The organism is Amycolatopsis sp. Poz14 (genome assembly GCF_006704225.1).
GTDB lineage: Bacteria > Actinomycetota > Actinomycetes > Mycobacteriales > Pseudonocardiaceae > Amycolatopsis > Amycolatopsis nivea.
Window position 1 is genome coordinate 3,921,851 of the sequence record NZ_JACLHD010000001.1, and the last position, 25,449, is coordinate 3,947,299.

General features: G+C 69.3%; 27 protein-coding genes and 1 tRNA gene. 19 read left to right on the plus strand and 9 right to left on the minus strand.

Annotated features, from left to right (window positions below; translation table 11 throughout):
• Positions 1 to 25 precede the first annotated feature (25 nt).
• Entirely contained in the window at positions 26 to 487 is a 462-nt protein-coding gene (gene soxR / locus FKO37_RS18885) for a redox-sensitive transcriptional activator SoxR (protein ID WP_238605276.1), read from the minus strand.
• A 459-nt stretch (positions 488 to 946) separates the two neighbouring features.
• Here soxR and FKO37_RS18890 point away from each other — a divergent pair, with 459 nt between their 5' ends.
• Together FKO37_RS18890 and infA are read left to right on the plus strand one after the other, a co-directional pair.
• Positions 947 to 1,738, plus strand: coding sequence for a GNAT family N-acetyltransferase (locus tag FKO37_RS18890; protein ID WP_238605277.1), 792 nt, complete (start codon positions 947 to 949; stop codon positions 1,736 to 1,738).
• Entirely contained in the window at positions 1,728 to 1,949 is a 222-nt protein-coding gene (gene infA / locus FKO37_RS18895) for a translation initiation factor IF-1 (protein ID WP_037818449.1), read from the plus strand. Before FKO37_RS18890 ends, infA begins: the two co-directional genes overlap by 11 nt.
• Positions 1,950 to 1,991: 42 nt before the next feature.
• On the opposite strand, the gene FKO37_RS18900 is transcribed toward infA, so the two are convergent.
• The gene (locus FKO37_RS18900) at positions 1,992 to 2,441 is read right to left on the minus strand and encodes an SRPBCC family protein (protein WP_238605278.1); all 450 of its coding nucleotides are present in this window, start codon (positions 2,439 to 2,441) and stop codon (positions 1,992 to 1,994) included.
• A gap of 45 nt (positions 2,442 to 2,486) precedes the next feature.
• On the opposite strand from FKO37_RS18900, the gene FKO37_RS18905 reads away from it, so the two are divergent.
• Positions 2,487 to 3,077: a TetR/AcrR family transcriptional regulator gene (locus FKO37_RS18905; protein WP_238605279.1), complete on the plus strand. Its 591-nt coding sequence runs from the start codon at positions 2,487 to 2,489 to the stop codon at positions 3,075 to 3,077.
• A 17-nt stretch (positions 3,078 to 3,094) separates the two neighbouring features.
• On the opposite strand, the gene FKO37_RS18910 is transcribed toward FKO37_RS18905, so the two are convergent.
• On the minus strand, positions 3,095 to 3,355 hold the full coding sequence (locus FKO37_RS18910) for a hypothetical protein (RefSeq protein ID WP_238605280.1): 261 nt from the start codon (positions 3,353 to 3,355) through the stop codon (positions 3,095 to 3,097).
• A gap of 156 nt (positions 3,356 to 3,511) precedes the next feature.
• Between FKO37_RS18910 and FKO37_RS18915 the strand changes: the two genes are divergently transcribed.
• Positions 3,512 to 3,585: transfer RNA gene (locus FKO37_RS18915), tRNA-Ile, on the plus strand.
• 78 nt (positions 3,586 to 3,663) lie between these two features.
• The gene (locus FKO37_RS18920; protein WP_238605281.1) at positions 3,664 to 3,996 is read left to right on the plus strand and encodes a hypothetical protein; all 333 of its coding nucleotides are present in this window, start codon (positions 3,664 to 3,666) and stop codon (positions 3,994 to 3,996) included.
• A gap of 134 nt (positions 3,997 to 4,130) precedes the next feature.
• Here the strand turns inward: FKO37_RS18920 and FKO37_RS47415 are convergent, their stop codons facing one another.
• Positions 4,131 to 5,384 (minus strand): response regulator transcription factor, encoded by a 1,254-nt coding sequence (locus FKO37_RS47415; protein ID WP_304512201.1) that lies wholly within the window; start codon positions 5,382 to 5,384, stop codon positions 4,131 to 4,133.
• Positions 5,385 to 5,532: 148 nt separating this feature from the next.
• Between FKO37_RS47415 and FKO37_RS18930 the strand changes: the two genes are divergently transcribed.
• Both FKO37_RS18930 and FKO37_RS18935 read left to right on the plus strand, forming a co-directional pair.
• The gene (locus FKO37_RS18930; RefSeq protein WP_037818441.1) at positions 5,533 to 6,618 is read left to right on the plus strand and encodes an S-(hydroxymethyl)mycothiol dehydrogenase; all 1,086 of its coding nucleotides are present in this window, start codon (positions 5,533 to 5,535) and stop codon (positions 6,616 to 6,618) included.
• Entirely contained in the window at positions 6,615 to 7,244 is a 630-nt protein-coding gene (locus tag FKO37_RS18935; RefSeq protein WP_037818440.1) for an MBL fold metallo-hydrolase, read from the plus strand. Before FKO37_RS18930 ends, FKO37_RS18935 begins: the two co-directional genes overlap by 4 nt.
• Before the next feature lie 46 nt (positions 7,245 to 7,290).
• On the opposite strand, the gene FKO37_RS18940 is transcribed toward FKO37_RS18935, so the two are convergent.
• The 4 genes from FKO37_RS18940 to hxlA form a co-directional block, all read right to left on the minus strand.
• A complete protein-coding gene (locus tag FKO37_RS18940; protein WP_238605282.1) occupies positions 7,291 to 8,493 on the minus strand; it encodes an FAD-dependent oxidoreductase in 1,203 nt (400 codons plus the stop codon).
• 61 nt (positions 8,494 to 8,554) lie between these two features.
• Entirely contained in the window at positions 8,555 to 9,169 is a 615-nt protein-coding gene (locus FKO37_RS18945; protein WP_037818438.1) for a GPR1/FUN34/YaaH family transporter, read from the minus strand.
• Between the two features lie 40 nt (positions 9,170 to 9,209).
• Positions 9,210 to 9,479, minus strand: coding sequence for a hypothetical protein (locus FKO37_RS18950; RefSeq protein ID WP_037818437.1), 270 nt, complete (start codon positions 9,477 to 9,479; stop codon positions 9,210 to 9,212).
• A gap of 35 nt (positions 9,480 to 9,514) precedes the next feature.
• The gene (gene hxlA / locus FKO37_RS18955; protein WP_238605283.1) at positions 9,515 to 10,141 is read right to left on the minus strand and encodes a 3-hexulose-6-phosphate synthase; all 627 of its coding nucleotides are present in this window, start codon (positions 10,139 to 10,141) and stop codon (positions 9,515 to 9,517) included.
• A 536-nt stretch (positions 10,142 to 10,677) separates the two neighbouring features.
• Here hxlA and pqqB point away from each other — a divergent pair.
• The 9 genes from pqqB (at position 10,678) to FKO37_RS19000 (ending at position 20,727) form a co-directional block, all read left to right on the plus strand.
• Positions 10,678 to 11,580: a pyrroloquinoline quinone biosynthesis protein PqqB gene (gene pqqB, locus FKO37_RS18960; RefSeq protein ID WP_037820718.1), complete on the plus strand. Its 903-nt coding sequence runs from the start codon at positions 10,678 to 10,680 to the stop codon at positions 11,578 to 11,580.
• Positions 11,577 to 12,272 (plus strand): pyrroloquinoline-quinone synthase PqqC, encoded by a 696-nt coding sequence (gene pqqC / locus FKO37_RS18965; RefSeq protein ID WP_037820720.1) that lies wholly within the window; start codon positions 11,577 to 11,579, stop codon positions 12,270 to 12,272. The genes pqqB and pqqC overlap by 4 nt, the downstream gene beginning before the upstream one ends.
• Positions 12,272 to 12,547 carry a pyrroloquinoline quinone biosynthesis peptide chaperone PqqD gene (gene pqqD, locus FKO37_RS18970; protein ID WP_037820723.1) on the plus strand — a complete coding sequence of 92 codons (276 nt, stop codon included), beginning with the start codon at positions 12,272 to 12,274 and terminating at the stop codon, positions 12,545 to 12,547. Before pqqC ends, pqqD begins: the two co-directional genes overlap by 1 nt.
• Positions 12,544 to 13,644 (plus strand): pyrroloquinoline quinone biosynthesis protein PqqE, encoded by a 1,101-nt coding sequence (pqqE, locus tag FKO37_RS18975; protein WP_238605284.1) that lies wholly within the window; start codon positions 12,544 to 12,546, stop codon positions 13,642 to 13,644. The genes pqqD and pqqE overlap by 4 nt, the downstream gene beginning before the upstream one ends.
• Before the next feature lie 3 nt (positions 13,645 to 13,647).
• Positions 13,648 to 16,140: an aminopeptidase N gene (pepN, locus tag FKO37_RS18980; RefSeq protein ID WP_238605285.1), complete on the plus strand. Its 2,493-nt coding sequence runs from the start codon at positions 13,648 to 13,650 to the stop codon at positions 16,138 to 16,140.
• Between the two features lie 533 nt (positions 16,141 to 16,673).
• Positions 16,674 to 17,669 (plus strand): LysR family transcriptional regulator, encoded by a 996-nt coding sequence (locus tag FKO37_RS18985; RefSeq protein WP_199818212.1) that lies wholly within the window; start codon positions 16,674 to 16,676, stop codon positions 17,667 to 17,669.
• Positions 17,656 to 18,633 (plus strand): class I fructose-bisphosphate aldolase, encoded by a 978-nt coding sequence (locus tag FKO37_RS18990; RefSeq protein WP_238605286.1) that lies wholly within the window; start codon positions 17,656 to 17,658, stop codon positions 18,631 to 18,633. The genes FKO37_RS18985 and FKO37_RS18990 overlap by 14 nt, the downstream gene beginning before the upstream one ends.
• 95 nt (positions 18,634 to 18,728) lie before the next feature.
• Positions 18,729 to 19,709: a fructose-bisphosphatase class II gene (locus tag FKO37_RS18995; protein WP_238605287.1), complete on the plus strand. Its 981-nt coding sequence runs from the start codon at positions 18,729 to 18,731 to the stop codon at positions 19,707 to 19,709.
• Positions 19,702 to 20,727: an HAD-IIA family hydrolase gene (locus FKO37_RS19000; protein WP_238605288.1), complete on the plus strand. Its 1,026-nt coding sequence runs from the start codon at positions 19,702 to 19,704 to the stop codon at positions 20,725 to 20,727. Before FKO37_RS18995 ends, FKO37_RS19000 begins: the two co-directional genes overlap by 8 nt.
• A gap of 100 nt (positions 20,728 to 20,827) precedes the next feature.
• Here the strand turns inward: FKO37_RS19000 and FKO37_RS19005 are convergent, their stop codons facing one another.
• Positions 20,828 to 21,298, minus strand: coding sequence for a ribose-5-phosphate isomerase (locus tag FKO37_RS19005; protein ID WP_037820732.1), 471 nt, complete (start codon positions 21,296 to 21,298; stop codon positions 20,828 to 20,830).
• A gap of 478 nt (positions 21,299 to 21,776) precedes the next feature.
• Between FKO37_RS19005 and FKO37_RS19010 the strand changes: the two genes are divergently transcribed.
• From FKO37_RS19010 to FKO37_RS19020, 3 genes are all read left to right on the plus strand, one after another.
• On the plus strand, positions 21,777 to 22,331 hold the full coding sequence (locus tag FKO37_RS19010) for a manganese efflux pump (RefSeq protein ID WP_199818213.1): 555 nt from the start codon (positions 21,777 to 21,779) through the stop codon (positions 22,329 to 22,331).
• Between the two features lie 19 nt (positions 22,332 to 22,350).
• On the plus strand, positions 22,351 to 24,558 hold the full coding sequence (katG, locus tag FKO37_RS19015; RefSeq protein ID WP_238605289.1) for a catalase/peroxidase HPI: 2,208 nt from the start codon (positions 22,351 to 22,353) through the stop codon (positions 24,556 to 24,558).
• A 433-nt stretch (positions 24,559 to 24,991) separates the two neighbouring features.
• Positions 24,992 to 25,447, plus strand: coding sequence for an MSMEG_3727 family PQQ-associated protein (locus FKO37_RS19020; RefSeq protein WP_037820734.1), 456 nt, complete (start codon positions 24,992 to 24,994; stop codon positions 25,445 to 25,447).
• The last annotated feature ends 2 nt before the right edge of the window (positions 25,448 to 25,449 follow it).

Sequence of the window (25,449 nt, forward strand, 5' to 3'; positions counted from 1 at the left end):
GAATCAGATTCCCCCAGGGTGGCCCTCACGACCCGAAGCCAGGGAACCGGCGCGCCCCGGTCCCGCCCTGCCCGAGAACGTCGTCCGGATTCGAGTACGGGCAGGATTTCAGCGACAGGCACCCGCAGCCGATGCAGTCGGAGAACCGGTCGCGCAGCGCGGTGAGCTCCTCGATCCGTTCCGTCAGGCGGTCGTGCCAGCGGCGGGAGATGCGCGCCCAGTCGCGTTTGGTGGGGATGCGCCGGTCCGGCAGTTCGGCGAGCGCGTCCTTGATCTGCTCCAGCGACACGCCGACGCGCTGCGCGGTCCGGATGAAGGCGATCATGCGCAGCGTGTCGCGCCGGTACTCGCGCCGGTTGCCGCTCGTGCGCCTGCTCGCGATGAGCCCGCGGCTCTCGTAGTAGTGCAGCGTCGGGACGCTCACACCGGCGCGTTCGGCGATCTGTCCCGGCTTCAGCCAGACGACCTCGCGCGTGATCTGGGGCATGGCAGCCCTTTCCGTGCTTGACCTCAAGTCCGCTTGATGAAGTCCACTGTAAGCACCGCCGGGCGGAAGGCGGCGATTGCGCGGAAAGGGAATTTTGTGCCGATTGCGACCCTGAGCATGGGGCCGACGTGCCGTGTCCGTGGTGCTGGATGGGGAATCGCCGCCTCGCGCAAACGATTGCGGGGTCCGCTGTCCCGCGGCTGCGGGAGCTGCTCGATCTGTGCGCCGCCGGATACGGTCGCGGCAAGGTGGTGCTGCGGATCGGCTGAGGAGAATTTAATTCGGTGGACGAGGCCCGTCGCGCGCGGTTATGGTTCGCCCGACCGTGACTCGACGCCAGGAGGTGAGCCCCATGAACGCTGTTTCGATGTGGGTGCTCCCCGTGTCGTCACGGTCGGGCGACTGACGTAGGGGTTGCCAGGAGCGCCTTGAGCAAAGGCACTCCGAAAGGTGACCATCATGGACACTGTGCGTTTCACCGTGGGCGAACCCGCGGTGAGCATCACCCGGGTCGAACCGGGACTCTGGCAGGCGTTGGACGACGGCAGGCTGGCCGGTCGCGCCGAAGCCACCGCCCGGCCCGACGGACGGGTCTTCCTCAGCGTCGACGCCTGGCATCGTTCAGTCTTCGACCAGCTGGCCCGCGAGATCCTGGCCGCGCTGCCGGACCCGCTCCACACCGTGGTCGACGAGACCGACCGCGAACTGCTGGACGGCTGGCAACGGGCCGGGCTGACGGTCCGGCGGCGCGAGTGGGAGTACGTCGTGCCCACGGATCCGCACGTCACCGGGCCGGTCGTGCTGCCGCAGGGCGTCACGGTCGTGCCCGCCGGATCCGCCGACGAGGGACCGCTGCGCGAGCTCGACCGCGTCGTCCGCGCCGAGGTCGAGGCGAGCGTGGGCTGGTCGGAGATGCCGGCCGAGGTACTGCCTCGACCGGCTGACGACACGATTGTGGATCCGTCGAAGTACGCCGTGGCTGTAGAGGACGGCGAGTACGTGGGTCTGCTCCGGGTGGTTCAGGTGACGCGCCTGCCCCGGATCGGGCTCATCGCCGTCCGCGCGGATCGGCAACGCCGCGGCATCGCACGCGGGTTGCTGCTGAACACGCTCGGCATCCTGCACCGAGCGGGAATCCCGACGGCCTCCGCCGAAGTGAATGAGGCCAACGAAGCGGCGACGGCGCTGTTCGAGGGCATCGGCGCGCGGCGGGCGAACAGCACGGTGGAGTTGATGCGCAATGGCCGGTAAGGGCGGGATCGAAGTCGAGGGAACCGTGGTCGAGTGCCTGCGCGACGCCCGGTTCACCGTCGAGCTGGCGAACGGGCACCACGTGCTGGCCCACATCAGCGGCAAGATCAGGAAGAACTTCATCAAGATCGTCCCGTTCGACCGGGTTTTGGTGGAGCTGAGCCCGTACGACCTCGACCGGGGCCGGATCCTGTTCCGGTACCGGAACTAGTCCGGTCCGCCCTTGCGGTTCCCGCCGGGACCGCAAGGGCGGTCAGCCCGTTTTCGCTGCGGCGATCCGGGTCAGCGCGTCGCATTTCCGGCCGAAGTTCGCCACGATGTCGGCGCCGATGATGCGCACCATGACCGCGCGCAGCGGCGTGTCCAGGACGATGCGCTGGGTCAGCTCGGCCCCGCCGGGGACGGCCGCGACGCTCAGCCGGAGGTCCATCGTCCCGAGCGGAACCGGCTGGCAGAGCGTGTACTCGTGGCCGGGCCGCCAGCTCGTGAAGGTGAAGTCCTTCGCGATTTTCGCGTGCACGCCGCCGCGGAATCCGCCGCTGGGGTAAAGGAATCCGGTCGATCCCGTCGCGACCGGCCCGTGCAGCACGACGCGCGCGACGTCCGGGTCCCAGCGCGGCCAGTTCTCGACGTCGGCGAGGACGTCCCACAACGCGGCCGGGTCGACGGCGAGGGTGCGGGTGGAGGTTTTGTCCCAGGTCATGCCCCCGAACATATACGGAACTGACAGTCTCGTAAACTGTGCTCCATGACGCACAACCGGCGCGGACGGCCGCGGGAGCAGGGGATCGACGCGGCGGTGCGAGCCGCAGTCAACGAGCTGCTGGAGGAAGTCGGCTACCAGCGATGCACGGTAGACACGATCGCCGCGCGCGCCGGCGTAGGCAAGGCGACGCTCTACCGGCGCTGGAAGTCCAAGGCGGAACTCGTCTTCGCCGCAGTCGTGCACGACGACGCCCTCGCGGCGCCACCCGACACCGGCACCTTGCGCGGCGATGTAGCAGGCGTTCTCGCTGACATTCAGTCCGCTTTGGACGGACCGCAAGTACGCAACGCCTTGCCTGGCCTGCTCGCCGACCTCCGCGCCGAAGACGCACCCACCGCCCGGCTGGGCGAGTTGTTTTTGGTGCGAGAACGGGCTTACCTGACCGAAGTGCTCGACCGCGCGATCGCCTGCGGCGAACTGGCCCGGCGCCCTGAGATGTCAGTCGTGCACGCGATGCTGCTCGGTTCGGTTTTCGCCTGGCTGCACCTTCTGCGCGAAACAGTCCCGCCCGGCGGCCTAGCCGACGCCCTCGCACCCGGCCTGTACGCCGCCATTGTCGAACTGGGCAGGTAATTTCCCCTCGCGGCCTATCACCGCCGCGGCCGAGGCGACGGCTTACGCCGGGCCAACTCGTCCGCGATTATCGCTTCCAGGCGGGTGTTCGCACTGCGAAGCACGCGGTATCCCCGATATGCCACCACGATTACCGCAATCCCGACGACCGCGGCGATCGACGCAATCGGCCCGTGCGAGATCAGCGCGTCGCGATAGTCGCGGGCGAGATAACCCAGCCCGAGCCCGGCGGCGAGCGCGTCGAGCAGCGCGAGCGGAACCCGTCCCAGGTTGCGCATGGCGGTTCTCCTCTCGGGACCCGACCCCCAGCAATCTAGGCGACCCCGAGGCCCCCGCGAGCGGTCTCGACCCGATCGGCCTACGCCCCCGGCCCGCGCGGGGCCTGTGCTAAGTTGACGTGAACTGGGGGGATCGACCTGCGGAAGCGAACCCAGGGGCCGGTAGCTCAGTTGGTTAGAGCAGGGGACTCATAATCCCTTGGCCGTCGGTTCGAGCCCGACCCGGCCCACTCTGCCTCCCTTTATATAGGGTTTGACCTGCGGAAACAGGAACGAGCTCCAATGCACGACTGATTCCCTGACCGCTGTTGAGGCACCCGTCGGGGTGCTCGGATGACATCCGGGAGCTCGTCCCGGACTGGGGAACGCATCTGAGGGCGAAGAACGGCGCCGACTCCGCGATTGACGCCTACCTCGACAGCGTGCCCATGCGGGTCAACTGCCTCGACGACGAAGACATCGCAATGGTGGCTCCCGAGATTGGGCGCCGGGAGCTGGACTGGTATTTCGGACATCTCCGCCAACCGCCGAATTGCCGCACCGGCGACGTGGGAGAGATCGTCTGGTTATCGCCGTTCCGCGAAATGGAGGTGCCGCACGTTCCGGACAATCCGCTGGCCGGTCGTGCGGTTCTGAACTGAATTCGCCGCCGGGTGCCGAAAAAAGAATAGATTTGCGGAGCCGCCTGCGCGCAGGGCTGTGGCGGTTAGTCGCAGTGGCCGGGGCGCAGAACTTTCACGAATGGCTGACGGTCTTGCGGCAACGAGGAACGCGTTCACGCGATCCCGGCGTTCAGCGCCAGAACCGCGGCCTCCCCTCGCGAGCCGATCTCCAGCTTCTTCAAGACATTCGCCACGTGGAACTTCACAGTGCTCTCCGTGATGTCGAGCCGTTCGGCGATTGCCTTGTTCCGCAGTCCTTGTGCAAGGTGCCGCAGGACTTCCAGCTCGCGGCGGTTGAGTCGCGAGAGGCCGGTGGTTTCCGTGCTGTCCCGCGCGAGGGAGCGGGGGAGGACGATCGAGACCCGGCTTCCCCAGCCCGACACCGCGTCGACCTCGACGGCGCCGCCGAGTGCCTTCGCGCGTCCGTCGAGCTGGAGGTGCAGCGCATCGACGTCGAGGCGTCCGGACTCGTGGTCGCGGATGTCCAGCCGCAGCGAAGAGTCGTCGCAGGACCACGCGACGCGCAGCCGGGTCAACGTCGGCTGGGCGGTGAACGCCAGGACCGCTGTGCAGGTCATGGCTCGCGCGGCGGGTGCGAGTTCTCCGCACAGCGGACGCGTGTCGGGCCGCGGCTCCACGAACTCCAGTTCGGCGTCGTGGTGGCGCAGAACCTGCCGTACTTCGCGGCGCAGCCGGGCGAAGGCGGTGTGCACTGGCTCTTCGGACAGCGCGAGATCGGTTTTGTGGGCCGACCGCAGGGCCACCAGCGCGGCAGAGGCGGCGTCGGTGGCGGCGGCTCGGGCGCCCTCGGCGTCCAGCTTGGCCGACCGCAGCGCGTTCAGGACCGTGACGAGGGTTCTTTCCTGCGTCGCAGCCATTTCGACGATCGTGCGCGCGCGTTCGCTCGACGCCGCACGGGACTCGGTGAGGTAATCCGGGCTCGCTTGCGTGACTTGCTGCCGGATGGACGTCGCGACGATCCCGAAAAGTTCGGCGAGCAGCACCGGGTGCGGCACCGGCTTCCGCGCCGTCCGGGGGATCAGCACCAGCAGGGTGCCGACGGGGTCGTGCACAGACCACACCGGCCGCGCCGCGCCGCCGAGCTGCGCGGTCGTCCTCGTCGCGGAGCCGGGCAGCACGGCTGCCTTCAGCGCCTCGAGCTCGGGGATCGTGATCTTGCCCGTCGTCTCCGGGTCGCCGGCGACTTTGCGGGGCCTGCCGGTGCACTCCCGGGTGAAGATCACGAGCGCGCGGTGCGGCCAGGTCTCGGCGAGGTAGCGGGAGAACCGCCCGGCGATGTCGTGCAGCGGGCCGTCGACGACGTCGCGCAGCCCCGGCAGGTCGGCGGCGGTGGAGTCGGCGGGCATCCGGCTCAGGGTAACCTCCCGGGCGCCTGGCCGGAAGACCAGGAATTCCTCGCCGGACGACGGGGTCGCGGCGGCTCGGCGCGGCACTACCGTCGGAGCGGTATGCGCTCTGGCGCATGGCTTGTCGCTCGGCACGAAGGAAGAAAGAATGCCACAGCAGGTACGCGGGGTGATCGCCCGTTCGCAGGGAAGTCCGGTGGAGCTGGCGGACATCGTGATCCCGGATCCGGGACCGGGCGAGGTCGTCGTCGCGGTGGCGGCCTGCGGGGTCTGCCATACCGACCTGACCTATCGCGAAGGCGGGATCAACGACGAGTTCCCGTTCCTCCTCGGGCACGAGGCGGCGGGCACGGTGGAAAGCGTCGGCGCCGGGGTCGACTCCGTGCGGCCGGGCGATTTCGTCGTCCTGAACTGGCGCGCGGTCTGCGGTCAGTGCCGGGCCTGCAAGCGCGGCCGCCCGCAGTATTGCTTCGACACGTTCAACGCGGCCCAGCGGATGACGCTCGCCGACGGCACCGAGCTGACCCCCGCGCTGGGCATCGGCGCGTTCGCCGACAAGACGCTCGTGCACGCCGGACAGTGCACCAAGGTCGACTCGTCGGCGGACCCGGCGGTGGCGGGTCTGCTGGGCTGCGGCGTGATGGCGGGCCTCGGCGCCGCGGTGAACACCGGCGCGGTCGGCCGCGGCGACTCGGTCGCGGTGATCGGCTGCGGGGGAGTCGGGGACGCGGCGATCGCGGGGGCCCGGCTCGCGGGAGCGACCACGATCATCGCGGTGGACCGGGACGAGCGGAAGCTCGAATGGGCCCGCGACCTCGGCGCCACGCACGTCGTCAACGCGTCGGAAACCGACACGGTCGCGGCGGTGCGGGAACTCACCGGCGGATTCGGCGCGGACGTCGTCATCGACGCGGTCGGCCGCCCGGAGACGTGGCGGCAAGCGTTCTACGCCCGCGACCTCGCCGGCACGGTCGTGCTGGTCGGCGTGCCCACGCCGGACCTGCGGCTGGAGATGCCGCTGATCGACTTCTTCTCCCGCGGCGGGGCGCTGAAGTCGTCCTGGTACGGCGACTGCCTGCCGGAGCGGGACTTCCCGATGCTGATCGATCTGCACCGGCAGGGCCGGCTCCCGCTCGAGAAATTCGTCTCCGAACGCATCGGGCTCGCCGACGTCGAGAAGGCGTTCCATGCGATGCACGCCGGCGACGTGCTGCGCTCGGTGGTGGTCTGGTGAGCGGCCCGCGCATCGAGCGTGTCGTCACCTCGGGGGTTTTCGAGCTCGACGGCGGAAGCTGGGAGGTGGACAACAACATCTGGCTGATCGGCGACGACGAAGAGGTCGTGATCGTGGACGCCGCTCACGACGAGAAGGCGATCACCGACGCGGTCGACGGCCGGAACGTCGTCGCCGTGGTGTGCACGCACGGGCACAACGACCATGTCACCGTCGCACCGGCGCTCGCCGCGAACCTCCACGCGCCGGTGCTGCTGCACCCCGGCGACCAGGAGCTGTGGGAGATGACGCACCCGGACGAGAAGTTCTGGCCGGTGCGGGACGGAGAACGGATCGCGGTCGCGGGCACGGAGCTGCGGGTCGTCCACACTCCGGGGCATTCGCCCGGCTCGGTGTGCCTGTACTTGCCCGAGGCAGGCGCGTTGTTCTCGGGCGACACCTTGTTCTCCGGCGGTCCGGGGGCCACCGGACGGTCCTTTTCGGACTTCCCGACGATCGTCTCGTCGATCCGGGACAGGCTGCTCGAACTTCCCGCCGCCACGAAGGTGCACACCGGACACGGCGACGCCACCACGATCGGCGACGAGGCGCCGCACTTGTCGGAATGGATCGCCCGCGGGCACTGAGGACAGCGGAAGGCCGGGCCGGTGAAGGCCCGGCCTTCCGCTGTCCTCAGGGGGCCGCGAGGCGGTCGAGCGGCGCCCCGGGGTCGGCGAGGCGGTCCGGGTCGATCGGGCGGCGGGAGCGGATGAGCGCTTTGACCGGCTCAGTGACTTCCCAGATGTTGACGTTCATCCCGGCGACGACCCGGTTGTCCTTGAGCCAGAAGGCGATGAACTCGAGGCCGGGCACGTCGCCGCGGAAGACGACGCGGTCGTAGCCGTCGATCGTGCCGAGGAACTCCATGCCCAGGTCGTATTGGTCGGTGTAGAAGTACGGCAGTTCGTCGTAGACGTCGTTCTTGCCGAGCATGCCCGCGGCGGCGACCGCGGGCTGGTTGAGCGCGTTCGCCCAGTGCTCGACGCGCACGTGGCGGCCCAGGTGCGGATGGTAGGCGTTGGCAACGTCCCCGGCGGCGAAAATGTCCGGGTCGCTGGTGCGCAGGCTCGCGTCCACCAGCACGCCGTTGCCGGCTCGCAGCCCGCAGGCGCGCGCGATGCCGGTGTTGGGCTGAGCGCCGATCCCGGCGACGACCGCGTCGGCCTCGAGGACGGTGCCGTCGGCGAGCTTGACGCGCTTGCCTCGCTCGACCCGGTCGACCTGGACGCCGAGGTGCAGATCGACACCGTGCCGCAGGTGCGATTCGGCGAAGACCGCGGCGACTTCGGGGCCGAGCGCGAGCAGCAGCGGCTGGGGGAGCGCTTCCACAACGGTCACGTCGAGCCCTGCACGGCGGGCGGCGGCCGCGGTCTCCAGCCCGATCCAGCCGGCGCCGAGCACGACCAGGCTGCTCGCGGTCGTGAACAAACCCTTGAGCCAATCGGAATCTTCGAGGCGGCGCAGGTAGCGGACCCCGTTGGCGCCGGGGAGCGTGCGTGCGCTGGCACCGGTGGCCAGAAGCAGTTTCGCGTAGTCGAGGCCGGTGCCGTCGGAAAACCGCACCTGGTGCGCCGCCCGGTCGATGCCGGTCGCGCGGACTCCGGGGCGCAGCTCGATGCGCTGCTCGGCGTACCAGGTCGCGTCGTGGACGTACAGGCTGTCGCGGGAGACGTTGCCCGCCAGATAGTCTTTCGACAGCGCCGGCCGTTCGTAGGGCAGGTGCTCCTCGTCTCCGACCAGGACTATCCGGCCGTCGAACCCCTTGTCCCGTAACGCTTCCGCCCCTTTTGCCCCAGCCAGTCCGGCTCCGATGACGACGAAGGTCGGCGAGGTCACAGATCAACTCCTTTGCGGTACACGCGAAAACGGGGCGGCCGGGCGGCCGCCCCGTCCCGGGTCAGCTCAGTACTGGCCGGCCCAGCGGCAGCGAGCGGCCGCCCGTCGCCGCGGACATCGCGCCGAGGAAGAGGTACACCCCGACCGCGGTGAACGCGAAGACGACATATCCGCCCACGGCGGTGAGGCTCGCGGAGCCGTTCACGGTGCCGAACAGCACGAGTGCGAGCGCGAGGTCGATCAGCGCGAAGAGAAGGGTGAACGCGGCGGGCAGGCGCAGGCTGGCCAGTGTCAGCAGGACGATCATGACCAGCCAGGCGGTCAGGAACAGCCCCTGGGTGGACACCGCGGCGTCGGCGGGGATGCCGAACCAGTTGTGGGTCAGGCCGAGCACCAGCACCGCGTAGCTGAGCCAGAATCCGGCGAAGATGCCGAACACGGAGGCTACGGCGCTCTGGCCTTGTGCGGCGGCCCATACCGCGGCGACAAGCTGGCCGAGGCCGGTGGCGGGCAGGATGATCGCGATCGAGGCCCCGACGGCGCCGGCCGGGACGTAGCCGGTCAGCACCAGGCCGAGCGCGGTGGCGCCGACGATGAAGGTCGGCACGCCGATCAGAGCGGGATCGCCCTCGGGAATGGTGCGTGCGGGCGCTTCGGTGGCTTCGGCAGTCGTCATCGTGTACTCCTCGTTGAGTTGCGAATGATCCGCGGACGGGTTACCGGGTCGTGGGCCACAGGCGGGAAAGCTCCGGATGGTCGTCGTCGATCAGCCGGTTCGCCAGTGCGATCGCTTCTTTCGGGTCGATCTGGTCGAACGCGGGCTCGCCTTGGGCGAGCGCCTCGAAGACGGTCGCGAGTTCGACCGCCGCCTCCGGGGACAAGCTGGTGTCCCGCCGGCATTCCACGTAGCGCAGCCGCAGCACTCCGGCGGCCTGCAGCAGCAACGAGCCGTAAGTGCTGCCCGCGGCGGGGTTCTGGACTTCCACGCCGACTCCCTTCTGTTCCGATCGGGCGGGTGTGGTCAGGCGGTGAGGCGGCGGAGTTCGCGGGCCGCGGCGGCGGGATCGGGCGCGTTGTAGATCCCGCCCCCGACCACCGCCACCGCCGCGCCCGCCTCCTTCACCAACCCGATCGTCGCGGCCTTCACCCCGCCCGCGATCGAGAACGCCACCCCCGCCTCCCGCCCGTCGGCCAGCAACGCCTCGATCGAATACCCCGGACGCGCCTGCTCGTCCAAACCCGCGTGGATCTCCACGAACGACACCCCCAGCTTCGCCACCTCCCGGATCCGCGCCACCCGGCCCTCGGTCACCGAAATCATGTCCGCCACCACCTCCTTCCCGTACTTGCGACCCGCCGCCACCGCACCCCGCACCGTGTCGTCGTCCGCCGCCCCCATCACCGTCACCAGATCCGCCCCCGCCTCGAACGCCAGCGTCGCCTCCAGCTCCCCCGCGTCCGCCGTCTTCAAATCCGCGAACACCAGCTTGTCCGGATGCGCCGCCTTCACCGCCGTCACCGCCGCAATCCCCGCCGACTTCACCAACGGCGTCCCCAGCTCCAAAATATCCACCTCCCCCGCCACCTGACGCGCCAACGCCAACGCCGAACCCACATCCAGCACATCCAACGCAACCTGCAACCGCACAACAAACTCCTCACGGTAGAAAGGGAAACGCGACAGGCCACCAACCATCACCCCGCCGCCGGCGCCCGGCAATGCTTCGCCGCATGAGGAAAAACAATCCCCCGATAGGCACAATCAATAACCGTGGGCCGCCGAGGCGCGAGCGGTCCGGGCCTTCGCGACCCGGCAGACCTCGGCCGGCCGGTGCGCGGAGCGTCGGCGATCCGCTGGTCACGCCCGCTTCCCGGCTTTCGTCGGCGCTGGTGCGCACGGCTTCCCGCTCGTCTCGGCCCGGCCGCCGTTCGTCCGTGATTCGGCTCCGGTCGTGCTCGAGCGGTTGCCAGGCCCCGATGCGAGCGAAGAAGCTCTCCGGAGAATAGCCGAGTTCAGGGCGACGATACCGGATAATCGCGCCGGCGGAGCCCTCGGCGGGCAACGGCGCCTGTTTGTCCTGCCGTTGTCGCCGGTCGACCGTGCGGGAGGACCTTATGAGGCGCGAATTGCCGGATTCCATTGTGGCCGAAGTGCCTTCCGTGCCTCGTGGCCGGCGTTGACGAATGTTGATTCATTGCCTCGGGGCCGCCGCGGGCGGCGGCTATCCACAGTGGAATTGCGCCTGCGCCGGGTGCGGCAAGGCCCGCGCGAAGCCGGAGCACGCGACGGCGCACGCCGGGATCGCGGTTTCCGGCGACGGCGAGCGGTGGTTCCTGTTCAACGCGACTCCCGACGTCCTCCACCAGATCGCGGCGGATCCCGTGCTGCATCCCGGTCCGGGCATCCGGGAGACGCCGGTCGCCGGGGTCGTGCTGACCGACGCGGAATTCGACCACACCATCGGCCTGCTGATGCTGCGCGAGGAATCGTCGCTGACGGTGCACGGGACCTTTCCCGTGCTGGAGGCGTTGAACCTCTGGTTCCCGGTGCGGCAGCTGCTGAGCGACTACGCCGACATCTCCTGGTCCGAGGTCCGGGCGGGCGAGCCGGTCGATCTGGACGACCGGGTGCGCGCGACCCCCTTCCTGACCGGTTCCAAAGCTCCCCGCTACGTGGGGAATTCCCAGCTCCGCGAACAGCCGGCGGAATGGGAGGTCGGCTATCGCCTGGAAGACAAGCTGACCGGCGGGATCGCGGTCTACGCGCCGACGGTGCCGCGATGGGACGAGAAGTTCGAGCAGCAGGTGGCGCCGGCCGACTGCGTGTTCGTGGACGGGACGTTCTGGACGGACGACGAAATGTCCAAGACCGGCGCGGGAAACCGGACCGGCCGGTCGATGGGGCACCTGCCGGTCAGCGGGGACGGCGGATCGGCTCGCGCGCTCGCCGCGCTGCCCGCGAAGCGGAAGATCTACACGCACATCAACAACACGAATCCGATTCTCGACGAAGAGTCCCCGGAACGGCGCTGGGTGACGGACTTGGGCATCGAAATCGGCCGAGCCGGCTTGGAGGTGGAAGTATGAGCGTCAGGTCTGCCGAGGAGTTCGAAGCGCACCTGCGGTCCATCGGAGAGAAGCGGTACCACCATCTGCACCCGTTCAACGAGCGGATGCACGCGGGCGAGCTGTCCGAGGCGGAATTTCGCGGATGGGTGCGGAACCGCTTCTACTATCAGATGAATCTCCCGAAGAAGGACGCGTTCATCCTGACCAAGCTCCCTGGCCGGGACGACCGGCGCAGGTGGATCACGCGGATCACCGACCACGACGGCCGCACCGGCGACGAAGGCGGCCTCGAAAAGTGGGTCCGCTTGGGGAAAGCAGTCGGCTTGAGCCGGGAAGAACTGTACGACGTGGACACCGTTCTGCCCGGCGTGCGGTTCGCGGTCGACGCGTACGTCGACTTCTGCCGCCAGAAGCCGTGGCTGGAGGCGGTCGCGTCGGCGCTGACGGAACTGTTCGCGCCGGACCTGCTCAGCAGGCGGATCACCGATGTCCGGCGCCATTACCCGTGGATCGCGACGGAGGGCCTGGACTACTTCCGGGCCCGGCTCACTCAGCAGCCCAAGGACATCGCGCACCTGCTCGAATTGGTGGTCGAAAACGCGAAGACCGAGCAGCAGCAGGAAGCGTGCGGCCGAGCGCTGGAGTTCAAGTGCGACGTGCTCTGGAGCCTGCTGGACGCCGTGGAACTCGCCTACCGCAAGAGTTCGTGATGAACGAGCCGGAACTGACCGCCGTGCCGAAGCTGGCGACGAAGGCGATGCTCAAGCACGACAACGTCCGGGACGTCGAATTGCTCCTGTTGCCCGAACGCGTGGTGCTGCTGAACAAATCCGGGGCGGCGATACTGGGACTGTGCGACGGCAGCCGGACCGTGCGGCAAGTGGTCGACCAGCTCGAACGCGACTTCCAGGCCGCCGATCTCGCGAACGACGTGATGAAATTCCTGCACGACGCGCGAGGCCGGGGCTGGGTGGTGGTCGCATGACCGGCCTGCCGCAGCCCTACGGCCTGCTCGCCGAGGTCACGCATCAGTGTCCTCTGCATTGCGTCTACTGCTCGAACCCGCTGAAGCTGCTCGACCGGCAGGACGAGCTGGCCACCGAGGACTGGGTGCGGGTGATCCGCGAGGCCGCCGGGCTCGGTGTCGTGCAGGTGCACTTTTCCGGCGGCGAACCGCTGGTGCGCGGCGATCTGGAGACACTGGTCGCCGAATGCCGCGGCCTCGGGCTGTACACGAACCTGATCACCAGCGGCCTCGGGCTGACGGAGGGCCGGGCGGAAGCTCTGGTCGCGGCCGGGCTCAACAGCGCCCAGCTGAGCATTCAGGGCGACGCCGCCGAGTCGACGAACTTGGTCGCGGCCAGCAAGCGGTTCGACAAGAAGGAGGCCGCCGCGCGCATCATCCGCGACGCCGGCCTGCCGTTGAACATGAACGTGGTGCTGCACCGGCTGAACCTCGACCGGCTCGACGCGATCATCGACGTCTGCGCGGAATGGGGAGCCGAGCGGCTGGAACTCGCCAACAGCCAGTACTACGGCTGGGCGCTCCGCAACCGCGAGCGGCTGATGCCGAGCAAGGCCCAGCTGGACGACGCGGTCGCCGTGTACGAGCGCCGGAAGGCCGAACTGGGGGAGCGGATGGAACTTCTCTGGATTCTCCCGGACTACTACGAGCCCTACCCGAAGCCGTGCATGGGCGGATGGGCGCAGAACGCGCTGACCGTCGCACCGGACGGCACCGTGTACCCGTGTCCGGTGGCCGCCGAGATCACCACGATGGCCTTCTCCTCGGTCCGCGACCACGACCTGGAGTGGATCTGGACGAAATCCGAGGCGTTCCAGGCCTTCCGGGGAACGGCGTGGATGCCGGATCCGTGTCAGAGCTGTCCGCGCAAGGAGATCGACTTCGGCGGCTGCCGCTGCCAGGCGTTCGCGTTGACCGGCGACGCGGCGCGCACCGATCCGGTGTGCCAGCACTCCCCGGACCATCACCTGGTCCAGGACGCTCTGGTCCGCGCCAACCACAGCGACGGCGAAGCGGCGGACCTGGTTTACCGGCGTCCCGCCGTGCGGAGGCACTGACGGATGTCACCGGCAGGCACCAAACTCACGGAGGAAGAGGCGTCGGCGCGGTCCGCGACGGTCTCGCACGTCCGGTACGAGGTGGAACTCGACCTGACGACGGGCGAGCACGAGTTCGCGACGAGCACCGTCGTCCGCTTCCGCGCAGAGCCTGGCGAGGTCTTCCTCGACTTCGCGGGAACAGCCGCGTCGGTGGAGTGCAATGACCGTGAACTGGGGCCGGCGGCACAGGCCGGGACCCGCATCCGGCTGATCGCGAGGCCGGGGGAGAACACGGTGCGCGTGGGCGGGACCGCTCCGTATTCGCGCACCGGCGAGGGCTTGCACCGTTTCCGCGACCCGCTCGACGGGCAGGTCTACCTGCACACCAAGTTCGAGCCTTTCGCGGCGCACACCGTCTTCGCCTGTTTCGACCAGCCGGACCTGAAAGCGACGGCCGGCCTGACCGTGACCGCGCCGGATCACTGGACGGTGGTCGCCAACACCGACCCGGAAAAGCTGGTGCCGCTGGAGGGCGACCGCACCAGCTGGCGTTTCGGGCCCACACCGCCGCTGCCGACCTACTTGACGGCCTTCGCCGCCGGCCCGTTCCGTCGCGTCCAAGCCTTGCACGACGGACTGCCGCTGGGCCTCTACGCGCGGAACTCCCTCTACCGCGCATTGACCAGCCAGGCGCCCGAGCTCTTCGACGTCGTCCGCCGCGGGCTCGACTTTTACCGCCGGCTGTTCGACCTGCCGTACCCGTTCGCCAAGTACGACCACGTTTTCGCCCCCGAGTACGCGTTCGGCGGCATGGAGCACCCGGGCTGCGTCACGCTCAACGAGCGGTTTCTGTTCCGGCACCGGGTCACCGAGGACACGCGGCGAAGGCGAGCCGAACTGCTGACGCACGAGATGGCGCACATGTGGTTCGGCGACTGCGTGACGATGCGCTGGTGGGACGATCTGTGGCTGAACGAGGCATTCGCGACCATGATGTCGGTCGTCGCGCAGCCTGAAGCGACGCGGTACGGCGAAGGCTGGACCGGCTTCGCGCATCACAACCTTCCCCTCGCCCGGCACGCTGACCAGTTGCCGACGAGCCACGCGATCCGGGTGGCGACGCCCGACACCGACGCGGCGCGCTCGAACTTCGGCCCGATCGTGTACCGGAAAGGCGCGGCGGTCCTGCACGAGCTGGCGGAGCGGCTGGGCTGGGACTCGTTCGTCGCGGGGGTGCGGAGTTACCTCCGGACGCACGCGTGGGGCAACGCCGGTCTCGGCGACTTCGTGGCCGCGCTGCAGCGGGCTTCAGGCGAAGAGGTCGGCCGGTGGGTCGAGGAATGGCTGCTGAGCAGCGGCGTCAATACCGTCGAAATGGTCCGGGACCGGCTTGTCCAGCACGCGGATGTTCCGCCGCGGCGGCTGAACCTCCGGGTCGCCGCGTTCGACGACCGCGAGGGCGAGATGGTGCTGCGGCGCCGCGCGCACGTTTCGCTCGATTCGGCCGAGCGCGAGCTGACCGGCTTCGGCGATGCCGATCTGGTGGTGCCCAACGACGACGCGGTGAGCCACGTCAAGGTCCGGCTGGACGCCCGGTCCCGGCAGAAGGCGCTGGCGAGCTTGTCCGCGGTGGATGATCAGCGGGTGCGGGCGGTCGTCTGGGGAGCGTTGTGGGACGAGGTGCTCGACGCGCGCTTGCCGGCGCGGAGCTACGCCTCGGCCGTTCTCGCGCACGGCCCGGGGGAGAGCGACGCCGGGATACTGGAAGCGCTGCTGGATCGCGCGGTGCGGGCGGTCCGCGTTTACGGGGATCCTTTCCGCCGCACGGAGATGCTGGCGACGCTGGCGCACCGGGTGCGGACACTGCTGGCCGCCGAAGCTCCGGGGAGCGATCGCCAACTGGTCTTCGCCCGTGCCCTGGTCGGCGTCGTCCCGGCCGGGGAACACCGTCTGCTGAGCGAAATCGCGTACGGACGATCCCCGTGGGCGGACCTGGAAGTGGATCGGGATCTGCGCTGGCGCGCGGTGTTCCGCCTCGCGTCGACGGGACAAGACCTCGACGGATGCCTGGATGTCGCGGTGGATGCGGATCCCGGTGACAGCGGCCGCCGGAACGCTTTGACCGCGGAGGCCGCCCGGCCCGCGGCGGCAGCCAAGGAAGCGGGCTGGGAGCGGCTGTTCAACGGCGAATTTTCGCTCGCCGAGCGGAAAGCCGTCATGGCGGGACTGGCGCAGCCCGAGCAAGAGGAACTGCTCACCCCGTATGCGGACCGCTACTTGAGGACGCTGGAAAGCATGCCGGGCGCCGTCGAACCGGAGTTCGCGGTGGCCTTCGCTCGCGCGCTCTATCCCCATTTCACCACCGCTGAGCAGCGCGTGCTGGCGGGTACTGACAGCCTGCTGGAAAGCACGGTGCTGCCGCGGAACGTGGTGAAGGTCCTCCGTGAGGAGCGCACCGAACTGCTGATCATGCGTGCGGCGCGCGCGTGCGACACCGCGCTTCGAACGCACTGAATGGAAGGCGCAAGGCTTCAGTCGCGTGGGCAGACTGAAGCCTTGCGCCGGCTGGAGTGGCTGTCAGCCTCGGTAGAAGTAACCAGTGGCTTCAGCGCAAACCTCGACGACCGTGTACTCCGGCGTTTCCCACTTCACGTTATTTCCTCCTGTAGAAGGATTCCGGGCGAGTGCTTCGCCGGGAAGCATCCGCGACGCGGCGCGAGTGCGGCCACCGATCTGAGCCGGACGGACGGGAAATAGCCACGGACGGCGGTTTTTCGGTGCCGAGCGGGATAAAACCCTTATCCGCCAAGGCGTTTCGCCGCTCGACGGCCAGCGGGGAAGGCCGGAAACCCCCGCAGGTGACGTACTGTGCACCGTTCGTCTTCGCAGCGGCTACGTTCGTGTCCCTCGGATTGACCACGCTCACCGGCCAGTGCAGGCTCAGTGCACACCGCGGGTCCCGTGACCGCGGGTCGCGCAGTCCGCGCACCGTCAGTGCTGCTTTCTCAGGCACAGTACGACGTATTCCGGAGCGAGAGGGGGAAATCGTGGTTCTTCCCTCAAAAATGCCTCAGCTCGCCGACCTCGACCTGCTGCTGTCCGTCGAACGCTACGGCAGCGTGGGGAAGGCGGCGCAGGCGCACAGCCTTTCCCAGCCCGCGGCCAGCATCCGGATCAGTGCCATGGAACGCAGGCTCGGCCTGCGGCTGCTCGAACGTTCCCCGACCGGGTCGAAGCTGACCGAGGAAGGGGAAATGCTCGCGAAGTACGCCCGCAACGTGATGCACGCGGCGCGGGAGCTGCTGGAGTTCGGCTCCGGTTCGTCCGGCGCGAGCCGGTTGCGGGTCGCGGGCAGCCCGGGCGTGTCCGAGCACCTGATCCCGGAATGGCTGAACCGGTCCGGGCTCTCGTTCGGCGAGGTGCGGGTGGAGGTGCGGACCGGCCGCGTCGACGAGCTGCGGCAGCTGATCCGGGCGGACCAGGCCGACGTGGCGTTCATCGACGGCTGGTGCCAGGCCGGAAGCCAGCTGCCGAAACAGTTCCGGGAAGGCCTGGTCACTCGGTACATCTGCGACGACAAGCTGGCCGTGGTCGTCGGGGCGGTGCATCCGTGGGCGAAGCGCCCCGGTCCGGTGACGGTGGAGGAGCTCGCCTCGGCCCAGCTGGTGGTGCGCGAGCGGGGATCCGGGCTCCGGGAGTTCACCGACGAACTGCTGGGTTCCGCGCGTGCTTCGCGCAGCTATGTCGAACTCCCGTCCAGCGCGGCGGTCAAGCAGGTGGTCGCCGCGGGCAGGCGGGTGACCGTGCTGAACATCTCCACCGTCCGCTCCGAAATCGCGGACGGCAGGCTGCGGCTGGTCCCGGTCGAGCAGGAGATGCCGGCGAAGCCGATTTACGCGGCGTGGAGCGAACGCCGGGGATTGCCCGGCCACGCGAAGGAGCTGGTCGAGATCGCGGCGGCGAAGGGCAGTCCCATGCCAGGCCCGCGGCCTGGCCCGAAAGTCACTAGCACAGGAGGAGTAACAATCGATGTCCACTCTTGACAAGATCGCTCGCATCATGGTCTCCGACCGGCGCGGAATCCTCGCCGCCGACGAGAGCATCGGGACGATGTCCTCCCGGCTCGAAGGGGTGGGCGTCGAAGCGACCGAGGAGAACCGGCGCGTGTACCGGGAGCTGATCGTCACCACTCCGAAGCTCCCGGAATCGGTCAGCGGCGTCATCCTCGCCGACGAGACGTTCCACCAGAAGCTGTCGAACGGCCAGACGTTCCCGCAGTTTCTCGCCGACCGCGGCATTCTCGCCGGGATCAAGGTCGACACCGGGGCGAAGCCGCTGGCGGGGGCGCCGGGCGAGAACGTCACCGAAGGGCTCGACGGGCTGCGCGATCGCGTGAAGAACTACGCGGCGCTCGGGGCGACCTTCGCCAAGTGGCGCGCGACGATCACGATCGGCGACGGTCTGCCGTCGGACCGCGCGGTGCGGGCCAACGTGCACGCGCTGGCCCGGTATGCCGGTCTGTGCCAGGAAGGCGGCATCGTGCCGATCGTCGAGCCCGAGGTCCTGATGGACGGTTCCCACTCGCTGGCGAAGTGCAAGCAGGTGACGACTTCCGTCCTGCGCTCGCTGTTCGACGAGTTGAGCCTGATGCAGGTGCAGCTCGACGGCATCGTCCTCAAACCCAACATGGTGGTCGCCGGCAAGGACTGCCCGGAGCAGCCGTCGGTCGAAGAGGTCGCGAAGGCCACTGTGGACGCTCTGCGGGAGACGGTGCCGTCTTTCGTGCCAGGCATCGCTTTCCTGTCCGGCGGGCAAAGCCCGGAAAAGGCGACCGAGCACCTCGCGGCGATGCAGAAGCTCGACCCGCTTCCGTGGGAGCTGACCTACTCGTTCGGACGGGCGCTGGTCGGGCCGGCGCTGGAGACCTGGCGAGGCGACGAGAGCAAGCGGGAAGCAGCGCAGAAGGCGCTGTCGGACCGGGCGGTGGCGAACGCGGCGGCTCGCTGACCGCCCGACGAGGTAGCTCGGCCGATGCGAGCCACGGCTCGCATCGGCCGAGCCGGGCCAAGGGAATCTCCCGTTCGCGCACAGGATGGATGTCTATGAAGAGCAAGGAATGGGGCCTCGCCGCCGCGGAGACTGCCCGGCGCCCGGACGACGCCCTTGCCCTCGAACTCGTGCGCGGCACCGAGTCCGCCGCGCTCGCGGCCGGACGGTGGGCCGGGCACCGCGACGACAGCGCCGGACTAGCCGCCATGGACGCGATGCACACGTCGCTGCGCTCGGTGGCGATGGACGGCGTAGTGGTGCTCGGGGCGGGCTCTCAGGACGATGCCCCCGCCCTCTTCCACGGCGCGGAGGTGGGCACCGGCCAAGGCCCGGTGTGCGATATCGCGATCAGCATCGGCGATGGCGTGCTGTCGGAGGCTAAGGATGTGCCCCGCGCGCTGACCGCGGTGGCGGTCAGCGCGCGCGGCGCCATGGCCGACCTGGCTTCGCAGCACAGCATGGAGAAGCTGGCGGTCGGCCCCGGCCTCGCGGACGTCGTCGACATCACCAGCCCGGTGGCGGAGAACCTGCGGAGGATCGCCGGGGCGAAAGGGGTGCGGGTGTCGGACGTCGTTGTCGCGACGCTCAATCGACGCCGGCACGTGGAACTCGCCCGGGAAATCCAGGACGCTGGTGCGCGGGTCCACTTGGTGGAGGGCGGCGAGGTCGCGGGCGCGGTCGCCGCGGCGCGGCCCGAGCATCCGATCGACGTGTTCCTGTGCACCGGGAACGCCGTGGAAGGAGTCATCGCTGCCGCCGCGTTGTCCTGCCTTGGCGGATCGATGCAGGCGCGGCTGGCGCCGGAAGGCCCCGCGGAGCGGCCGGGCGCGGTTCTTCGCACCGAGGACCTGGTCGGCAAGGAGAGCGTGGTGTTCTGTGCCTCTGGGGTGACCAGCAGCGAGCTGCTGCGCGGCGTCCGGAACGACGGCGCGGGCCGCACGACCGTTCGGTCCCTCGTGCTGTGCTCGGATCCGGACACGGTGCGGACCATCCGGTCCGAACACCGGTACGTCCGGGAGCGCGGCCGTGCGTGAGGCCGAACCTCTGCTCGCGCGTTACCGCGGGCTGATCTGCGACCTCGACGGAGTGGTGTACCGCGGGGCTTCCGCTGTCCCGCACGCGGTCGAGACCCTGAACGAGGCGGCCGCGTGCGGACTGCCGGTCGTCTTCGCGACGAACAACGCGTCCCGTCCTCCCGAGGACGTCGCTGACCACCTGCTCGAGCTGGGGCTCGCCGGGGACGACTGGTCGGTGGTCACCAGTTCCCAGGCGGCCGCGGCGTATCTGGCCGGGCGGCTGGCTCCTCGCGCGCGAGTGTGCGCGGTCGGCGGCCCGGGCGTTGCCCGCGCGCTGGCCGAAGCCGGGTTGACGCCGGTCCGGGTCGCGGACTTGGCGGGCGCGCCGGTCGAGGCGGTCGTGCAGGGACTCGGCTACGACATCACGTGGCGGGAACTCGCGGCTGTCGGCTGCTTGGCGGAAGCCGGAGCTGTGTGGGTCGCCACGAACGTCGACCGCACGCTGCCCACGCCGTACGGGAAGGCTCCGGGCAACGGCGCGCTGGTCGCCTTGGTGCAGACCGCGACGAGCGCGTCCCCGCACGTGGTCGGAAAGCCGAAGGCGGCTTTGTTCGACTTGGCTCGCGCTCGGCTCGGCACTGCTCCGCCGGACACCTTGGTGTGCGGGGACTTGCTGGGCACCGACATCGAGGGGGCGAACGCCGCCGGCCTTGACTCGCTTTTCGTGCTGAGCGGATCCTCCCGGCTCCGCGATCTGGCTTTCGCGCAGCGGCGTTCCCGTCCGACGTATGTCGCCGCCGATGTGAGCGGGCTGCTCGCCCCCGCGCTGCCGCTGGACAGCACCTCAGCCGAGTGCGTCGCCGGCCTCGGGCCGGACGGCATCCCCGCGCTGCCCGGCGGCGGTGACAACGGCCGCTTGCTCCAGGCCGTCGTCGCGGGCGCGTGGGCGGCTCGCGACGGCGGCCGGGCGATCTCCGACGACGCGCGGTTGTGGGAGCGGATCGAACAGCAGCTCGGCGTCGCCGGTCCGGGGTGATCCGGGCGCGGCCGCCGAGAAGAGGGCGCGTTGCGTTCTGCTTGCTGGCTGAGCGAGAAGATCGCTCCGCCGCTGTCCGGCGCCGGACAGCGGCGGACGGTCATTTCCCGGGCAGGGCGGGCGGTTCGCCGGTGCGTTCGTATTCCGACAGCAGATCGATCCGGCGCTGGTGCCGTCCGCCCTCGAATTCGGCGGTGAGAAACGCGTCGACGATGCGCTCGGCCTCCTCGACGGTGTGCATCCGCGCGCCGATGCCGGCCAGCAGTGCGTTGTTGTGCTGGCGTGCCAGCCGGGCGGTGTCCTCGTTCCAGGCCAGTGCCGCGCGTGCGCCGGGCACCTTGTTGGCGGCGATCTGTTCCCCGTTGCCCGAACCGCCGATGACGATGCCGAGGCTGCCTTCGTCGGCGACGACGCGGCGCGCCGCCTCGACGCAGAACGGCGGGTAGTCGTCGCCGGCGTCGTAGGCGGCGGGGCCGACGTCGGTCACTTCGTAGCCGAGGCCGGAAAGCCGTTCGGCGAAATGGTTCTTGAGTTCGAGGCCGGCGTGATCAGAGCCAAGATAGATTCGCACGGCGGCGAGTCTAGTGTCGTGCCCGGCGGATTGGCGGGAAACCTTTGCCGGACAGTCATTGGAATGCCTTATAGGCCGGAGTCAGGGTGTCGCCACCGTCGCAGGGGCGTGCGCGGCCGCTCCCGCTCGTCGACGGCGGCGCACCGTTCGGCACCGGTTGCCGACCGCTGGTGCACCGCCGGTTGCTGCCGCCGTGTTAAGGCGAAGAAGCTGGATCGTGACCGGGAGATTTCGTGACGGTGTCCTCGAGATCGAGCGGTTTTCGGGAGCAGCCAGCAGAAGGAGAACTACGTCATGTGGGAAACCCCGGAGTATACGGTCATCGAGGTGTGTGCTGAGGCCACCGGCTACTTCTACCGACGCTGACAGCCCGGCCGCACCGGCCGTGTTCCGCGAATAGGCATGGGCGCGAGGTTCCGGACGCGGGACCTCGCGCCCATCTCCGAGCGCGCTCGATCCCCCTGGAGAGGCGGTCCCCGTGAACCTCGAATTTCTTCCGCTGGTGGCGCTCGCGTTCGGCCTCAGCCTGGACAATTTCCGCTCGTCGATCGCGATCGGAACCATTCCGTTCGGCTGGCGCCGAGCGGTGCAAGTCGCCCTGGTCTTCGGACTCTGGGACGCACTGGGCCCGCTGCTGGGCGGGTTCGCCGGCCGCTACCTCGGCGAATTCGTCGGCGACTGGGGCGAGTACGTCGGCGTGGCCGCGCTGGGACTGTACGGCCTGTACTTCCTCGTCTCGGCGATCCGGAACCCGGAGACGGAAGCGGAAGACCTGGACCATCCGTGGGTGACGCTCTTCGGGCTGCCGTTTTCGCTCACCGTCGACAACTTCCTCGCCGGGGCCGGTCTCGGGATCGCCGGATTCTCTTTGGTGATCCCGATGTTCACGTTCGGCGCGATGACGGTGGTGCTGTCGCTCGCCGGGCTGTTCGTCGGCCGGATGGCCGCCAAGGTCATCCGGATCCGGGCGGATCTGCTCAGCGGAATCTCGCTCGTCGGCGCGGCGATCCTGTTGCCGCTCGCCTTCGACTGAGCGACGGGGGAGGACCGCGATGCCCGAGAATCCCGACACCCACGTCTATCGCACCTACGACCGGGTCCTGGCCGGTTCCGGCCGGTCCGGCAGGCGGAATCCTCCGGTGGCCGGCGGGACATCCGGCGACTGGTGGCCGCACCGGCTCGACCTGAAGGCGCTGCACCGGAACGGTCCCGCGAGCGACCCGATGGACGCGGATTTCGACTACGCGCGTCACTTCGCGACGCTCGATCTCGACGAACTCGCGCGGGACGTCGACGAGGTGCTGACGACCTCGCAGGAGTGGTGGCCCGCCGACTTCGGCCATTACGGGCCGCTGGTGCTGCGGATGGCCTGGCACGCCGCGGGAACTTACCGCGTCAGCGACGGCCGGGGCGGGGCCGGCGCCGGAATGCAGCGCTTCGCTCCGTTGAACAGCTGGCCGGACAACCGGAACCTGGACAAGGCACGCCGGCTCCTGTGGCCGGTGAAGCGCAAGCACGGCCGCAAGATCTCCTGGGCGGATCTGATGGTCTTCGCGGGCAACCGGGCGCTGGAGTCCATGGGCTTCAGGACTTTCGGGTTCGGGGGCGGCCGCGCGGACGTGTGGGAGCCCGACGAGACGTACTGGGGCCCGGAACGCAAGTGGCTGGCCGACGAACGCCACCACGGCCTGCACGAGCTCGAAGAGCCGTTGGCGGCGGAGGAAATGGGGCTGGTCTACGTCGATCCGCAAGGCCCGGCCACCAATCCCGACCCCGTGCTGGCCGGCCGCGACATCCGCGAGACCTTCAAGCGGATGGGGCTGAACGACGAGGAAACCGTGGCGCTCATCGGCGGCGGGCACACCTTCGGCAAGACGCACGGCCCGGCGGACCCGAACGCGACCGGCGGCCCCGAACCCGAGGGCGCGCCGCTGACCGCGCAGGGCCTCGGCTGGCTGGGCGGCAAGGGCCCCGACGCGGTGACCAGCGGGCTGGAGGGCATGTGGACCCGCACCCCGGTCACCTGGGACCACACCTTTTTCGAAACTCTTTTCCAGTACCGGTGGGACGTCGAGCTCAGCCCGGCGGGCCTGTGGCAGTGGATCCCGAGCGGCGGCGAGGGCGAGGGCACCGTTCCGGATCCGTTCGACCCGGACGCGAAACACCATCCGGTCATGCTCACCACCGACCTCGCGCTGCAGGAGGACCGGGTCTACGCGCCGATCGCGCGGCGGTTCCTCGAGAACCCGGAGGAGTTCGAGGACGCGTTCGCGCGCGCCTGGTTCAAGCTGACGCACATCGACCTGGGACCGATCGAGCGCTACCTGGGACCGCTCGTCCCGGCGGAACGGATGATCTGGCAGGACCCGGTGCCGGAGGCGGACCACGAACTCGTGGACTCCGGCGACATCGGTGCGCTCAAACGGGAAATCCTCCGCTCCGGGCTGACTGTGGCGCAGCTCGTTTCCACGGCATGGGCGTCCGCGTCGACGTATCGGGACAGCGACAAACGCGGCGGGGCGAACGGCGCGCGGATCCGGCTGGAACCGCAGCGCGGCTGGGCGGTGAACGAACCTGAGCGGCTGGACGTCGTTCTGGCAGTGCTGGAAGGGATCCAGCGGCGATTCGCCGCGTCCGCGCGAGGCGGCAAACGCGTCTCCCTGGCCGATCTGATCGTGCTCGGCGGATGCGCCGCGGTGGAACAGGCCGCCGCGGCGGGAGGATGTCCGGTCGAGGTCCCGTTTCGGCCAGGGCGCACCGACGCGACCCAGGAATGGACCGACGTCGCGTCCTTCGGCGCGTTGGAGCCGGCAGCGGACGGCTTCCGCAATTACCTGGGCAGCGGATGCCGCATGGCCCCGGAACACCTGCTGATCGACCGGGCGAGCCTGCTGACGCTGACCGCGCCGGAGACGACCGTGCTGGTCGGCGGATTGCGAGTCCTCGGCGCCAACCACGGGGGATGCCCAGCCGGGGTTTTGACCGCGGCCCCGGGTGTTCTGACGAACGACTTCTTCGTCAACCTCCTGGACACGGGAACCGAGTGGGAGCCGCGCGGCGACGGCTACGAAGGCCGCGACCGGGCCACCGGAAAGGCGAAGTGGACGGCGAGCCGGGTCGACCTCGTCTTCGGCGCGAACGCCGAACTGAGGGCGATCGCCGAGGTCTACGCCGGCGACGACGCGCGCGAGAAGTTCGTCCGGGACTTCGCCGCCGCCTGGGCGAAAGTCATGGAACTCGGCCGGTTCGACCCGCGCTGAGGATCCTCTCGTGCTGAGGTCCGTGAAGGGCTCCTTGAGGGAATCTGGTTCCCGCAAGGAGCCCTTCACGACCCTCGCCGCCGATCTGACTCAGGGTTCCCCTCACAGACGTCAGCTGGAGCGGAGAAGCAACGCGGCCCCGTCGATGCTGCGCGTCGCCGTAACGACGCCGCGCGCCGCGCTGCTGAGAAAACCCAATGTGTCCATTGTGGACTGTACCGGTGTGGTCCCGCGCACACGAGCGGTACCAGCCGGCGGGGGAACGGCGCCGATCCGCCCTTCGGTGGCAACGGATATCGGAATTGCTTTCCCCGGCGTAGGGTCGGATTTCGTTACCGGCTCGGGAATTTCCCCGGTCGACCCGGTAACCGATGCGGGTGCTTCGGGAAAGCTGTCAGAAGGTTCACGTGTGCTGACGAGGAGGTGACGTCCGATGACCATTGCCGAAGAGCGAGAAGACCTCTTGGCGGAACTCAGCGGACAGAACAAGGCGACCATCGGAGCCGTGCTCGGCACGGGCTCGGTCGGCAAGGCGACCGAGCGTGCCGACGGCACCATGGAAGCGACCATCCGGATTCCGGAGGACGCGATGCAGTGGGAGCCGGGGATCCTGATCCTGCCGCACGGCGGCGTCCTCGAGCTGACCATCATCAACGACGACAAGAACACGCACGCCTGCCTGCTCCCGAGCAACGGCGACCGGCAGTTCATCGGCCTGCTGAACCACTCCAAGGGCAGCGCGCGGCTCGAACTGGACGGCCCCGGCTGCTACTGGTACGGCTCGCCGGCGGGCAACGACGAAGGCAGGGGCCTGACCGGAGCCATCGTCGTCACCGGCGAGGTGCCGCCGGAAGCCAAACTCGACCGACCCGCCCAGCCGCGGCCGTAACA

Coding starts and splice junctions, on each gene's coding strand:
- FKO37_RS18995 (WP_238605287.1), top strand. CDS start 18,729: ATGAAGAGCAAGGAATGGGGCCTCGCCGCCGCGGAGACTGCCCGGCGC.
- FKO37_RS47415 (WP_304512201.1), bottom strand. CDS start 5,384: ATGCCCGCCGACTCCACCGCCGCCGACCTGCCGGGGCTGCGCGACGTC.
- FKO37_RS18890 (WP_238605277.1), top strand. CDS start 947: ATGGACACTGTGCGTTTCACCGTGGGCGAACCCGCGGTGAGCATCACC.
- FKO37_RS18945 (WP_037818438.1), bottom strand. CDS start 9,169: ATGACGACTGCCGAAGCCACCGAAGCGCCCGCACGCACCATTCCCGAG.
- FKO37_RS18905 (WP_238605279.1), top strand. CDS start 2,487: ATGACGCACAACCGGCGCGGACGGCCGCGGGAGCAGGGGATCGACGCG.
- pqqC (WP_037820720.1), top strand. CDS start 11,577: ATGAGCGTCAGGTCTGCCGAGGAGTTCGAAGCGCACCTGCGGTCCATC.
- katG (WP_238605289.1), top strand. CDS start 22,351: ATGCCCGAGAATCCCGACACCCACGTCTATCGCACCTACGACCGGGTC.
- FKO37_RS19020 (WP_037820734.1), top strand. CDS start 24,992: ATGACCATTGCCGAAGAGCGAGAAGACCTCTTGGCGGAACTCAGCGGA.
- pqqB (WP_037820718.1), top strand. CDS start 10,678: ATGTTGATTCATTGCCTCGGGGCCGCCGCGGGCGGCGGCTATCCACAG.
- FKO37_RS18990 (WP_238605286.1), top strand. CDS start 17,656: ATGTCCACTCTTGACAAGATCGCTCGCATCATGGTCTCCGACCGGCGC.
- FKO37_RS18900 (WP_238605278.1), bottom strand. CDS start 2,441: ATGACCTGGGACAAAACCTCCACCCGCACCCTCGCCGTCGACCCGGCC.
- infA (WP_037818449.1), top strand. CDS start 1,728: ATGGCCGGTAAGGGCGGGATCGAAGTCGAGGGAACCGTGGTCGAGTGC.
- soxR (WP_238605276.1), bottom strand. CDS start 487: ATGCCCCAGATCACGCGCGAGGTCGTCTGGCTGAAGCCGGGACAGATC.
- pqqD (WP_037820723.1), top strand. CDS start 12,272: ATGAACGAGCCGGAACTGACCGCCGTGCCGAAGCTGGCGACGAAGGCG.
- FKO37_RS18930 (WP_037818441.1), top strand. CDS start 5,533: ATGCCACAGCAGGTACGCGGGGTGATCGCCCGTTCGCAGGGAAGTCCG.
- pepN (WP_238605285.1), top strand. CDS start 13,648: ATGTCACCGGCAGGCACCAAACTCACGGAGGAAGAGGCGTCGGCGCGG.
- FKO37_RS18910 (WP_238605280.1), bottom strand. CDS start 3,355: ATGCGCAACCTGGGACGGGTTCCGCTCGCGCTGCTCGACGCGCTCGCC.
- pqqE (WP_238605284.1), top strand. CDS start 12,544: ATGACCGGCCTGCCGCAGCCCTACGGCCTGCTCGCCGAGGTCACGCAT.